Origin of the sequence: Neobacillus niacini, assembly GCF_000759675.1 — a bacterium.
Lineage (GTDB): Bacteria > Bacillota > Bacilli > Bacillales > Cytobacillaceae > Neobacillus > Neobacillus niacini_A.
In genome coordinates, this window is the sequence record NZ_BAWM01000086.1 from 186895 (window position 1) to 199693 (window position 12799).

Below are 12799 nucleotides of genomic sequence, written 5' to 3' on the forward strand. Positions count from 1 at the left end.
ATGGGTCTATGTATATATTCCTTTATTTATCGACATTTTCCTGCAAATATTTTGAATATTTTACGACAATTTTAGAAAAATTTGTTTTTGTATTATCCATGAGAGTATTCCCCTTATTGTTTATGTTTCTATTAAAACAAAAAATACAAAATAGTGCAAAATTTTTTTGCGTTACCAAAATACAAATATTTTTGCGCAAAAATATTTTGCGCTTAATAATATAAATCCCTTATTAATATAGCATTTTATGTTTGGCACGGAACTTGCAATATAATATTTTGTACAAACAACAAGGGGGATAAATGAAATGAAACCGTATACTCATGAACCATTTACTAATTTTGCAGATGAAGCAAATATAAAAGCATTTCAACAAGCTCTTTCGTATGTTCAATCCCAGCTAGGAAAGGAATATCCAGTTGTGATTGGCGGGGAGTCTATTACTACAGATAGTAAAATTCAGTCTATTAATCCAGCAAATAATAAAGAAGTCATCGGCAGTGTTTCCATGGCAGACCAAAAACTTGCAGAGAAGGCAATGCAAACTGCATTAACTGCATTTGAATCTTGGAAAAAATGGAAGCCTGAACACCGTGCCAACATCCTATTTCGTGCCGCAGCTATGTTACGTCGCCGTAAACATGAGTTTTCTGCTTATCTTGTAAAAGAAGCTGGAAAGCCATGGAAGGAAGCGGACGCGGATACAGCTGAAGCAATTGATTTTATCGAGTATTACGGTCGTCAGATGCTCCGTATTAATGAGGGTTTTCCTGTACAAAGCCGTGATGGGGAATACAATCAATATCACTATATTCCACTAGGGGTAGGAATCATTATTTCACCGTTTAACTTCCCATTGGCAATTATGGCTGGAACAACAGTTGCAGCAATTGTCTCTGGTAACACAGTTCTTCTAAAGCCAGCAAACTCTACACCAATTGTGGCTGCCAAATTTGTAGAACTTATGCATGAGGCTGGTCTGCCAAGTGGGGTATTAAACTTTGTACCTGGCAGCGGTGCTCAAATTGGAGATTATCTTGTTGACCATCCAAAAACTCGTTTCGTATCCTTCACAGGTTCCCGAGAGGTAGGCTGCCGTATAAATGAACGAGCTGCAAAAGTTAACCCAGGGCAAATTTGGATTAAACGTGTCATCGCTGAAATGGGCGGTAAGGATACGGTTGTTGTGGATAATGATGCTGACTTAAATTTAGCAGCTGCAAGCATTGTATACTCTGCGTTTGGTTATTCAGGTCAAAAATGTTCTGCAGGCTCTCGTGCGGTAGTTCATCAAGATGTATATGATGAAGTTCTAGAAAAAGCTGTTGCATTAACAAAATCACTTACACTTGGTAACCCAGAGGATCTTAATAATTATATGGGTCCAGTGATTGATGAAAAATCATTTAAGAAAATCATGAATTATATCGAAGTGGGTAAACAAGAAGGTAAACTCATGACTGGCGGAGAAGGCGATGATTCTAAAGGGTATTTCATTCAGCCAACGATCATTGCTGATTTAGATGAAAATGCTCGACTCATGCAAGAGGAGATTTTTGGACCAGTAGTTGGTTTCTCTAAAGCTCATGATTTTGACCATATGATGAAAATAGCAAATAACACAGACTACGGTCTAACAGGTGCCTTAATTTCTAATAATCGTGAGCATATTGAACGTGCCCGTGAAGAATTCCACGTAGGAAATCTTTATTTCAACCGTAGATGTACAGGAGCCATTGTTGGTTACCAGCCATTTGGAGGCTTCAACATGTCAGGAACAGATTCAAAAGCAGGCGGTCCTGATTATTTACTTCTTCACATGCAAGCAAAAACAACATCAGAAACACTATAGGAGGAAACGGAGTGAATACTACTATGAATAAAACAACTGATATTATTGAACAAACACAAAAATTTGGTGCCAATAACTATCATCCACTGCCAATCGTTGTATCAAAGGCAGAGGGAGTATGGGTTGAAAGTCCAGAAGGAAACCGCTACATGGATATGTTAAGTGCTTATTCTGCGGTAAACCAAGGACACCGTCATCCTAAAATTATTCAAGCCTTAAAAGACCAAGCGGATAAAGTAACATTAACTTCACGTGCTTTCCATAATGACCAGCTTGGTCCTTGGTATGAGAAAATTTGTAAATTAACAAACAAAGAAATGGCACTTCCAATGAATACAGGTGCAGAGGCAGTTGAAACAGCCCTTAAAGCCGCTCGCCGCTGGGGGTATGATGTAAAAGAAATTGCTGAAAATCAAGCAGAAATCATTGCATGTACAGGGAACTTCCATGGCCGGACAATGGGAGCTGTTTCATTATCATCTGATCCTGAATATAAGCGTGGTTTTGGTCCAATGCTTCCAGGCATTAAGCTAATCCCTTATGGAGATCTTGAAGCATTAAAAGCGGCTATCACACCTAATACAGCAGCATTCTTAATTGAGCCGATTCAAGGTGAAGCAGGAATTATTTTACCTCCGGACGGTTTGCTAAAAGCGGCATCTGACTTATGTAAAGAAAACAACGTATTATTTATTGCCGATGAAATACAAGTTGGTTTAGCTCGTACAGGAAAAATGTTTGCCACAGAGTGGGAAGATGTTAATCCTGACATGTTAATTTTAGGAAAAGCACTAGGCGGTGGTGTATTCCCGATTTCTTGTGTTGTGGCTAATTCCGATGTATTGGGAGTATTTAACCCAGGCTCGCATGGTTCTACTTTCGGAGGAAATCCACTTGCTTGTGCAGTATCACTTGCAGCTTTAGAAGTGATCGAGGAAGAAAAACTTGCAGAACGTTCCCTTGATTTAGGTAAGTATTTCCTAGAACAATTAAAAACGATTAATAATCCTGTGATTAAAGAAATTAGAGGCAGAGGTTTATTTATAGGTGTAGAACTAACAGAAGAAGCAAGACCATACTGCGAGCAATTAAAGGAAGAAGGTTTATTATGTAAAGAAACACATGATACCGTTATTCGCTTTGCTCCACCACTGATCATCACGAAGGAAGAAATCGATTGGGCAGTTGAGAAAATTACTAAAGTTTTAGCTTAAAATCATAATTTCATATTCCACTAAACTAAGAGGTGTCTGACATGTCTGTTAAGACAGTGATAAATGAAATGTCAAAAGAACAACAAAAGGAAAAAGAATCTTTAAACTTATACTATTCTACGCAAACCGTCATACAGGAAGCGTTGACAAAGTTAGGCTACAATAGCGAAATGTATGAATTATTAAAAGAACCGATTCGTTTATTAACGGTCCGAATTCCGGTGCGCATGGATGATGGTACGGTAAAAGTATTTACTGGATACCGTTCACAGCATAACGATGCGGTTGGACCTACAAAGGGCGGTGTTCGCTTTCACCCTGATGTGGATGAATCCGAGGTAAAAGCCTTATCGATTTGGATGAGTTTAAAGTGTGGGATTACCAACCTCCCTTATGGCGGCGGAAAAGGCGGTATTATCTGTGACCCAAGAAAGATGTCCTTCAGAGAACTTGAGAGATTAAGCCGCGGTTATGTTCGTGCTATCAGTCAGATTGTAGGACCAACAAAAGATATACCGGCTCCAGATGTTTACACCAACTCACAAATCATGGCATGGATGATGGATGAATACAGCCGTTTGCGTGAGTTTGATTCACCGGGATTCATTACTGGTAAACCACTTGTATTAGGCGGGTCACATGGACGTGAAACTGCAACCGCACGTGGTGTTACCATCTGTATTAATGAAGCGGTTAAGAAAATAGGAAAAGAGTTACAAGGAGCTCGTGTTGTTATCCAGGGTTTTGGAAATGCAGGCAGCTACTTAGCTAAATTTATGCATGACGCTGGTGCGAAGGTGGTCGCTGTTTCCGATGTATACGGCGGCGTTTATGATTCAGACGGTCTCGATATCAATTATTTACTTGATAGAAGAGATAGCTTTGGTACATTCTCACAGCTATTTACTGATACAATTAGTAACCAGGAATTACTCGAATTAGATTGTGACATCCTAGTACCTGCTGCAATTTCAAACCAAATCACTGAAGAGAATGCTGGAAATATTAAAGCGAGCATTGTAGTTGAAGCCGCAAATGGACCGACAACTCTTGAAGCTACAAAGATCTTAACAGAGCGAGGAGTTCTTCTAGTTCCAGATATTCTTGCAAGTGCAGGCGGTGTAACAGTTTCTTATTTTGAATGGGTGCAAAACAATCAAGGGTACTATTGGACAGAAGAAGAAGTAATGGAAAAGCTTGAGAAGGTAATGGTTAGTTCTTTTGACACGATTTATCAACAAGCTCAGACACATCAAGTTGATATGCGGTTAGCGGCTTATATGGTTGGGATTAAGAAAGTAGCAGAAGCATCCCGATTCAGAGGCTGGGTTTAATAAAACAATAAATCCAGAAAAGATTGATGAGATAAGAGTATTAGAAACCTACATGGGTGGCGAATTAGTATTTCAGCGTGAGGGAGTACCAAAAAAATAATAAAAACAAAAGCCTTGCAGAGAAGACACTGCAAGGCTTTTACGCACTTTATTTAATAAATCGTTTAATTTGTTTTAGTGCGTCTTTACGATTTGGATACCGGAATGGTAAATCAAAGGAAGTCGTTTGTTTTAAGATACTCTTCTGGTGGGAAAATACATCGAAGCTGCCCCTGCCATGATAGGCGCCAATTCCACTTTCACCCACACCTCCAAATGGAAGGTATGGAGAACTAAGGTGCATAACGGTATCGTTTATACAGCCTCCGCCAAAAGAGATAGAATCTAAAATGGTTGCTTGGAATTCTTTGCTTTCAGAGAAAATATAAAGAGCTAATGGTTTAGGGTGTTCGTTAATTTTATGAATCATTGTTAATTCATCATCATAATCAAGGATAGGGAGAATAGGACCGAAAATTTCCTCTTGCATAACCGGGTCATCCCAAGTGACACCGCCAATTACTGTCGGCTCAATCGTTAGTGTATCGCAAGAAAAATTGCCGCCATGAAGGATTTCTCCACACGAAAGTAAACTAGTTACACGATTAAAATGACGCTCACTTACGATTCTCGTAAATTCCCCGTTATTAACGATATCTTCATAGAGTTCATTTATACTTTCTTTGAAGGTTTTTATAAATTCTTCCTTTATATCTTTGTGTACATACAAATAATCAGGTGCCACACAGGTTTGACCAGCATTGATAAACTTGCCCCAGGCAATCCGTTTTGCTGCTAATTTAAGGTTCACATCCTGATGAACGATACAAGGACTTTTTCCTCCAAGTTCAAGAGTAACAGGAGTTAAGTGTTTTGCGGCCGCTTCCATAATTACCTTTCCGACAGAAACACTTCCAGTAAAAAAGATATAATCAAATTTTTCTATTAATAAAGTCTGAGTGGTATCGGCATCCCCTTGGACGACAGTAATGTACTCTGCAGGATATGTTGTGTTGATGAGTTCTCCAATCAGCTTTGATGTTTCTGGTGTTAGTTCAGAGGGTTTAAGTACAGCACAATTTCCAGCAGCAATCGCACCGATAAGAGGACCAATGGCTAATTGGAAGGGATAATTCCAAGGAGAAATAATCAAAGCGACCCCATATGGTTCGGAATAAATATACCCCTTAGATCCAATTTGAGTTAGGGCAGTCTTAACTTTTCTAGGCTGAGTCCAATCTCTAATATGTTTGAGAGTAAAACGGATTTCCTCAAGCAAAATTCCCATTTCACTAATATAAGAGTCAAAATCACTCTTATTCAAATCCTTTTTTAGTGCTGCCATCAATTCTGTTTCATGTGAGCGAATCATATTCCCTAAGGATGTTAATGCTTCTATTCGGTATGATACATCTTTTGTTTTTCCAGTTTGAAAGAACTCCCGCTGCACTTTCAGTAAATTACTAAAACCTTCCATACTCCCACCTCCTCACAGATAATGATATTCTATCACATCTTTTTTTAATAACCAGTTTTGAGTTGAGTTAAATGGAATATTTTTGTATGAATAAAAATAATCGGAGAATACTATGATTAAATACCAGCGAAGGAGATAGTAAATGTCTATTGAAACAGGAATGAAATATCAAATTTCTCAAAACATCAAGGGGAATTTTAACTCTGCAGAGTCGTTAACGGTGACCACTAACAATGGGATTACGGTCCAATTTATTCTAGAAGATGGGAAAGGGCATGGGTCAATGCCACTGGATCATTTAAACTATTTATTAAAGAGATCCAACCTTACTCCGATTACATCAAATAAAAGAGTGATATTAAATACAGATAATGAAGAAAAGATAGGATAAAATAATGCCCCCATGTTTGGCATGGAGGGCTTTATTCTGGTTGGAAAATCTCATTCTTTAACTACCATTTTTAATAAATAATCTGCATATACCTCGGCAATTTCTTCGGCGGTTTGAGGACCACTTTGGTCATACCATTCTTGAATCCAGTTCAGAGCTCCTAAAATAATTAAACGGACCATCTTGATGTCCAAACGATCAAAAACCTGTTTATCAATACCCTCATTTATGATTCTATCAAAATAATGTGAGTAACTTTTTCTTAGCTCGAGGACCTCTTGAAGCTGTTCCTTGGAAAAATTGTGATTGGGCTTCGCTAGGGCCATAAACATTGCTTTCTCACTTGTAGCAAGTAGAATATGTTCTTTAATCGCTCTTTTAAGCTTTTCGATTGGATTACAATCACTATCGACAACTTTCTCAATTCCATCAAGACAGATCTCCATAATCATTAAATGGCATTGATACAAAAGGTCATCCTTATTTTTAAAATAATAATACATTGACCCTTTTGTCATAAGAAGTTTGGCAGAAATTTCTTCCATCGTCGTCCCTTGGTACCCTTTTTCAACAAGAACGGCCGCTGCAGAACGCAGGATCTCCTGCTTTTTTTTCGCCATCTTTTGTGCTCTAAAAGAAGACATGACCTTAACACCTCCTAACTCTTCAAACATGTAATCTATATATGTATTTTTGAACTATTAGTTATTTTTTTATCCTTTGTTTAAATATAGGACAGCTATTCAGAAAAATCAACGAATTTTAAACATAGGTTCAAAAAATAAATCAATTGTAAAATTTTAAGAAAATTGTTATTATTTAAAATAGAGATGTAAACGGTGTTAAAAAGGTATTTTAAGAACAGCAGCGCTTAATGAAGAAGGATCTTCAAGCAACGATACAAGATAAAACATTAACAGATTGGCTTAAACTTTTCGAATGTATTGATGCCTGTGTCTCCCCAGTCTTAACTCCAGAAGAACTAGCAGCTCATCCACAAATTAAACACCGTGAAATGATTGAAGACATCACACATCCTGAAGTTGGAGTAATCAAACAAATAGGAAATCCTATTAAACTATCAAATTCAACTGTTATCACAAGAAGGCATGCACCCGGTCTTGGAGAACATACAAAGGAAATTTTAAATGAACTAGGTTTTTAAACGGAGAAAGGGGAAGCGAATATGAGAATACAAGATTCCATTGCTTTGGTAACCGGCGGTGCTTCGGGGCTAGGAGAAGCAACAGTCCGAAATATTGTGAAAAATGGAGGGAAAGCGGCCATTCTTGACCTCTCTGAAGAAAAAGGCACCTTGTTAGCAGAAGAATTAGGGGAGAATGCTGTTTTTTTCAAAACGAATGTTACAAGTGAGGAAGATGTACAACATGCCATCGATTCAGCCATTGCTCAATTTGGCAGCATCAATACGGTTGTGAATTGTGCAGGTATTGCAGTTGCTGAAAAAACAGTAGGCAGAAATCAGGCACATTGTTTTGATAATTTTAAAAAAGTAATTGAAATCAATTTAATTGGTACGTTTAACGTTATTCGCCTTGCTGCAGCACATATGGTGAAAAATCAGCCAAATCAAGAGGGTGAAAGAGGAGTTATCATTAATACCGCCTCTGTTGCAGCATTTGATGGTCAAATCGGTCAGGCCGCCTACAGTGCCTCTAAAGGCGGTGTCGTAGGTATGACATTGCCAATTGCACGAGACTTAGCGAAATCTGGAATTAGGGTGATGACCATTGCCCCTGGATTAATCGAAACACCACTTTTTGCGTCATTGTCTGAGGAGGCTAAAGCCGCGTTGGAAACGCAGGTTCCATTCCCATCAAGACTTGGACGACCCTCTGAATATGCACAATTAACCCAGTCTATTATCGAAAATGTCATGCTTAATGGAGAAACCATCCGCTTAGATGGCGCCATTCGTATGGCTCCAAGATAAATCGAAAAATTTAGAAAAAATTTAATACAAATTGGAGGAAGATAAAATGCGTGAAGTTGTTATTGTAGAGGGTGTTCGTACACCGGTTGGAAAAAGAAAAGGGCTATTTAGTACAGTCCGTCCAGATGAATTGGCAGCAAAAGTATTAAAAGAATTAGTAAATCGTGCTGGTATTTCTCCAGGAATCGTACAGGATGTAATCTTAGGCTGTGTTTCACAGGTGGAAGAGCAAGGTCTGAATATTGCACGTACGGCAGCCTTAATGGCAGACTTTCCGATTCATGTACCAGGAACTACATTAGATCGTCAATGCGGATCTGGTCAGCAAGCGATACACTTTGCTTCCCAAGCCATTCTCAGTGGAGATATGGATATTGTCATCGCAGGCGGGGTAGAAAGTATGACACGTGTTCCACTAGGAGCTTCACGTCAGCAGTCAGGTTGGAGTGAAATTCTTACTTCTAAATATGAAATGATTCACCAAGGCTTATCTGCGGAAAGAATTGCTGACAAATGGGGCTTTACGCGCACTCAATTAGATGAATTTTCAATTGAAAGCCACAATCGTGCTCTAAAAGCACAAGAAGAAGGTAGATTTGAAAGAGAAATCATGCCGTTAGAGGTAATATTGGAGGATGGAAATACGGTTGTTGTAAAACAGGATGAAGGTCCTCGTAAAGGGTCTACCATTGAAAAGTTAGCTACCCTAAAAACAGTCTTTAAGCAGGATGGAAAAATCCATGCAGGAAATGCTAGTCAAATGAGTGACGGTGCTGCAGCAGTACTATTAATGTCACGCGAAAAAGCGGAGGAATTAGGGCTTAAACCACGATTCCGCATTGTTGCCCGTTCCGTAGTGGGATCTGATCCAACATTAATGCTGACTGGTCCGATCGAAGCTACGAGACAGGTTCTTGCCAAAGCGGGGCTGACAATTGAAGATATGGACACCTACGAAGTAAACGAAGCGTTCGCACCAGTACCAATGTGCTGGTTAGAAGAAATAAAAGCTGAAACGAAGAAATTGAATCCAAATGGAGGAGCCATTGCTCTTGGTCACCCTCTTGGAGCAACAGGTGCAAAATTGATGATCTCGATGATGCATGAATTAGAAAGAACAGGCGGACGTTATGGATTGCAGGCTATCTGTGAAGGCGGCGGAATGGCGAACGGAACGATTATTGAAAGAATAGGTGAATAAGTAGGAGTATATGGAAATAAGCAGCAAAAAGAAACATTTTGTTGCTTATTTCTTTTTATAGATAGATGAAATGTAAGAGAGAGGAGAGGGTTTTTTGTTCAATGAAATAGGTGTAACACAAGTAACCATACCGCTGCCTTTTCGACTAAATCATGTGAATTGCTTTTTAGCAGAAGGGGTAAAAGGATGGACCATAATCGATGCAGGACTAAATAATGAAATATCCAGGGATATTTGGAGCCCCATCATAGTAAAACATGATATTACCGACATCATTCTAACACATTACCATCCCGACCATTTCGGCTATGCCGGCGCCCTCCAGCAGCTTACAAATGCAGAGGTGTGGATGTCCGAAATCGACGCAGAGGCTGGATTAACCTATTGGGAACCAGATTCTATAAATGTTGTAAATGATAACTATGACAGGTGCGGGCTTCCTGATAATTTTTCTCAGGTGTTAACGACTGACGAAAAAAGCTTTAACCCGCAAGTAAAGCCTTACCCAATCATTCAACACTATCTTGAAGAAGGAATGAAAATTATATTTGGCAAATATGAATATGAGGTTATTTTTACACCGGGGCATTCTGATGGGTTAATCACTTTATTTAATAAAGAAAATAGTATCTTATTTTCAACCGATCATATTTTACCAAGAATTTCCCCCAACATATCATACTGGTTCCGTGGTAATCGAAATCCATTACAATCCTTTATGACTTCTTTGGAAAAAATTAAAGTATTGGATGTTGACTATGTCATCCCTTCGCATGGTAAGCCGTTTAGGAATGCCAATCAAAGAATAGAAGAATTATTGGAACACCATCTTGAACGATTAGAGAAGACATATGATTCCATTAAACAGCCGGCAACCATCTATGAAGTCAACCAGCAGTTGTTTCGAAATTTGAATATCCATGAAACCCGCTTTGCCGTAGGAGAAACACTTGCCCATTTGGAGTATTTATATTTAAACAAAAAATGTAAAAAATACCTTCAGGAAAGCACATGGTATTACGAGGGTATATAGAGAAGGGAATTATGTAACGGAATAAGATTCCGGTCACTCATAGCCTTCATGAGTGCCCGGTTGTCCAATTCTAACAAGATTTCGGACACTAACAGCCTTCATGAGTGACCGGTTTTCCAATTCTAACAAGATTCCGGTCACTAACAGCCTTCATGAGTGCCCGGTTTTCCAATTCTAACAAGATTCCGGTCACTCATAGCCTTCATGAGTGCCCGGTTTTCCAATTCTAACAAGATTCCGGTCACTCATAGCCTTCATGAGTGCCCGGTTTTCCAATTCTAACAGGATTTCGGTCACTCATAGCCTTCATGAGTGCCCGGTTTTCCAATTCTAACAAGATTCCGGTCACTAACAGCCTTCATGAGTGCCCGGTTGTCCAATTCTAACAAGATTTCGGACACTCATAGCCTTCATGAGTGCCCGGTTTTCCAATTCTAACAAGATTCCGGTCACTAACAGCCTTCATGAGTGCCCGGTTTTCCAATTCTAACAAGATTCCGGTCACTCATAGCCTTCATGAGTGCCCGGTTTTCCAATTCTAACAAGATTCCGGTCACTCATAGCCTTCATGAGTGCCCGGTTTTCTAATTCTAACAAGATTCCGGTCACTAATAGCCTTCATGAGTGACCAGTTTTCCAATTCTAATAGGATTTCGGTCACTAACAGCCTTCATGAGTGCCCGGTTTTCTAATTCTAACAAGATTCCGGTCACTCATAGCCTTCATGAGTGACCGGTTTTCCAATTCTAACAAGATTCCGGTCACTCATAGCCTTCATGAGTGACCGGTTGTCCAATTCTAACAAGATTTCGGACACTCATAGCCTTCATGAGTGCCCGGTTTTCTAATTCTAACAAGATTACGGACACTAATAGTGAAAGGTTGGTTATTGGTAGTATATGAATAAAGTTAATGTGCCTTACTTAAAATAGGCCATTAAGCTCACTATCGGAATAAACCGCAATCAATACAACCGCTTTGCAATCCCCAATATTTTTAACGGTATGAGGAACACTTGCATTCCAGCTGAAGGAGTCACCTTCTTCTAAGATAACAGAATCTTCTCCTTGCTCAGCAAGGACTTTCCCCTCTAGCACCAAATGACATTCTTCCCCTTCATGGGCATGTGCGTCTCCAATCGAGGCACCCGGCGGAAACTCCACACTTCTTAAACTTAATCCACCCATTGAAGAAATATGTTCAATTTCCAACTGATTAAACGAAGTGGTTGTTCTGGCATCTTTTCTGACCACGCGTAAATGTTGTTTTTTTTCTAATAATAAGTAAGGTAAAGGAACCTCTAAATAGCTGGCAATGGTTTGCAGCGTACTTATGGAAGGTGAGGTGTTATTGTTTTCTACATTGCTTATAAATCCTTTTGAAAGGCCTGTCCCTTCACACATTTGAGCGATTGTGATTTTTTTTCGATTTCTAATTGCACGAATTTTTGCGCCGATATCCAGTTTGATCACCCTTTATGGTTTCCTAATATAGAACATATTTATATATTAGCAAAAATACCATTGACAATCCACAAGATTCGCTGTTATCCTATAAGCAACAAATGTTCATATTAAAAAACATATTATTTTTTGTGGATATGTTTCCTAATATGAATCTTTATTTATTATAAAAATATAAAAAGGAGGGAAATTAGATGAATGCACCGATGATTTATGAACTTCGCCGTCCAAAGGATTTCGATCCTGATAAAAAATACCCAGCATTATTTATTATGCATGGAATTGGCAGTAATGAACAAAACATGCTGTCTTTGGTGAACGGGTTAGAAGAACAGTTTTATATTTTCAGTATTCGCGGTCATCTTACACAGCCGCCAGGTTATGCTTATTTCACCATTCAAGGGTATGGCAAACCTCATCGGGAAGTATTCGATGAAGGTGTAAGTAAGCTGACAAGCTTTATTGACTATGCTTGCGAACAGTATCCGCTAGATACATCACTTTTATACTTATTAGGATTTAGCCAAGGTGCGATTTTAGCGATGACGCTTGGATTGACATTAGGGAATAAAATAAAAGGCATTGTTGCTTTAAGTGGTTATATTCCTGCTTTCGTAAAAGAAGAGTATGCAATCAAGCCTGTGGATGAGGTATCAGTATTTATTTCTCATGGAGAAATGGATCAAGTTCTTCCATTTGAATGGGGAGTCACCAATAACGAATATTTTCGTCAATTAGGTGCAAAAGTTACTTTTAACATTTACACAGAAGGGCATAGTGTTTCTTTGAAAAACCTTCAAGATTTTACAAACTGGTTATTACAAGATATAGAAAACTAATT

12 protein-coding genes are annotated in these 12799 nt (G+C 38.8%); 9 read left to right on the forward strand and 3 right to left on the reverse strand.

Annotated elements, in window-relative coordinates; translation table 11 throughout:
* Positions 1 to 307 precede the first annotated feature (307 nt).
* The 3 genes from pruA (at position 308) to TR08_RS21255 (ending at position 4400) form a co-directional block, all read left to right on the forward strand.
* Positions 308 to 1852: an L-glutamate gamma-semialdehyde dehydrogenase gene (gene pruA, locus TR08_RS21245; protein WP_045521707.1), complete on the forward strand. Its 1545-nt coding sequence runs from the start codon at positions 308 to 310 to the stop codon at positions 1850 to 1852.
* Positions 1853 to 1875: 23 nt separating this feature from the next.
* Entirely contained in the window at positions 1876 to 3066 is a 1191-nt protein-coding gene (locus TR08_RS21250; RefSeq protein ID WP_045521796.1) for an ornithine--oxo-acid transaminase, read from the forward strand.
* Between the two features lie 68 nt (positions 3067 to 3134).
* A complete protein-coding gene (locus TR08_RS21255; RefSeq protein ID WP_370576383.1) occupies positions 3135 to 4400 on the forward strand; it encodes a Glu/Leu/Phe/Val family dehydrogenase in 1266 nt (421 codons plus the stop codon).
* Positions 4401 to 4548: 148 nt separating this feature from the next.
* Here TR08_RS21255 and TR08_RS21260 read toward each other — a convergent pair whose 3' ends face one another.
* Positions 4549 to 5916 (reverse strand): aldehyde dehydrogenase, encoded by a 1368-nt coding sequence (locus tag TR08_RS21260; RefSeq protein WP_045521711.1) that lies wholly within the window; start codon positions 5914 to 5916, stop codon positions 4549 to 4551.
* Positions 5917 to 6058: 142 nt separating this feature from the next.
* Here TR08_RS21260 and TR08_RS21265 point away from each other — a divergent pair, with 142 nt between their 5' ends.
* Positions 6059 to 6307 carry a hypothetical protein gene (locus TR08_RS21265; protein ID WP_045521712.1) on the forward strand — a complete coding sequence of 83 codons (249 nt, stop codon included), beginning with the start codon at positions 6059 to 6061 and terminating at the stop codon, positions 6305 to 6307.
* A 50-nt stretch (positions 6308 to 6357) separates the two neighbouring features.
* On the opposite strand, the gene TR08_RS21270 is transcribed toward TR08_RS21265, so the two are convergent.
* A complete protein-coding gene (locus TR08_RS21270; RefSeq protein ID WP_045521713.1) occupies positions 6358 to 6951 on the reverse strand; it encodes a TetR/AcrR family transcriptional regulator in 594 nt (197 codons plus the stop codon).
* Between the two features lie 230 nt (positions 6952 to 7181).
* Here TR08_RS21270 and TR08_RS21275 point away from each other — a divergent pair, with 230 nt between their 5' ends.
* The 4 genes from TR08_RS21275 to TR08_RS21290 all read left to right on the forward strand — a co-directional run bounded on the left by TR08_RS21275 (position 7182) and on the right by TR08_RS21290 (position 10495).
* A complete protein-coding gene (locus TR08_RS21275) occupies positions 7182 to 7472 on the forward strand; it encodes a CoA transferase (protein ID WP_045521714.1) in 291 nt (96 codons plus the stop codon).
* 21 nt (positions 7473 to 7493) lie between these two features.
* Complete coding sequence (locus TR08_RS21280; protein WP_045521717.1) at positions 7494 to 8261, forward strand: 3-hydroxyacyl-CoA dehydrogenase; 768 nt, start codon at positions 7494 to 7496, stop codon at positions 8259 to 8261.
* A gap of 46 nt (positions 8262 to 8307) precedes the next feature.
* Positions 8308 to 9462, forward strand: a complete 1155-nt coding sequence (locus TR08_RS21285) for a thiolase family protein (protein ID WP_045521718.1) — start codon at positions 8308 to 8310, stop codon at positions 9460 to 9462.
* 94 nt (positions 9463 to 9556) lie between these two features.
* A complete protein-coding gene (locus TR08_RS21290) occupies positions 9557 to 10495 on the forward strand; it encodes an MBL fold metallo-hydrolase (protein WP_045521720.1) in 939 nt (312 codons plus the stop codon).
* A gap of 923 nt (positions 10496 to 11418) precedes the next feature.
* Here the strand turns inward: TR08_RS21290 and TR08_RS21295 are convergent.
* Positions 11419 to 11958 (reverse strand): helix-turn-helix domain-containing protein, encoded by a 540-nt coding sequence (locus tag TR08_RS21295; protein WP_045521797.1) that lies wholly within the window; start codon positions 11956 to 11958, stop codon positions 11419 to 11421.
* Between the two features lie 194 nt (positions 11959 to 12152).
* Here TR08_RS21295 and TR08_RS21300 point away from each other — a divergent pair, with 194 nt between their 5' ends.
* On the forward strand, positions 12153 to 12797 hold the full coding sequence (locus TR08_RS21300) for an alpha/beta hydrolase (RefSeq protein WP_045521722.1): 645 nt from the start codon (positions 12153 to 12155) through the stop codon (positions 12795 to 12797).
* Positions 12798 to 12799: the final 2 nt, after the last annotated feature.

Bases quoted from the DNA above. Each gene is read 5' to 3' on its own strand.
- pruA (WP_045521707.1), top strand. From the start codon at position 308: ATGAAACCGTATACTCATGAACCATTTACTAATTTTGCAGATGAAGCA.
- TR08_RS21250 (WP_045521796.1), top strand. From the start codon at position 1,876: ATGAATAAAACAACTGATATTATTGAACAAACACAAAAATTTGGTGCC.
- TR08_RS21255 (WP_370576383.1), top strand. From the start codon at position 3,135: ATGTCAAAAGAACAACAAAAGGAAAAAGAATCTTTAAACTTATACTAT.
- TR08_RS21260 (WP_045521711.1), bottom strand. From the start codon at position 5,916: ATGGAAGGTTTTAGTAATTTACTGAAAGTGCAGCGGGAGTTCTTTCAA.
- TR08_RS21265 (WP_045521712.1), top strand. From the start codon at position 6,059: ATGTCTATTGAAACAGGAATGAAATATCAAATTTCTCAAAACATCAAG.
- TR08_RS21270 (WP_045521713.1), bottom strand. From the start codon at position 6,951: ATGTCTTCTTTTAGAGCACAAAAGATGGCGAAAAAAAAGCAGGAGATC.
- TR08_RS21275 (WP_045521714.1), top strand. From the start codon at position 7,182: ATGAAGAAGGATCTTCAAGCAACGATACAAGATAAAACATTAACAGAT.
- TR08_RS21280 (WP_045521717.1), top strand. From the start codon at position 7,494: ATGAGAATACAAGATTCCATTGCTTTGGTAACCGGCGGTGCTTCGGGG.
- TR08_RS21285 (WP_045521718.1), top strand. From the start codon at position 8,308: ATGCGTGAAGTTGTTATTGTAGAGGGTGTTCGTACACCGGTTGGAAAA.
- TR08_RS21300 (WP_045521722.1), top strand. From the start codon at position 12,153: ATGAATGCACCGATGATTTATGAACTTCGCCGTCCAAAGGATTTCGAT.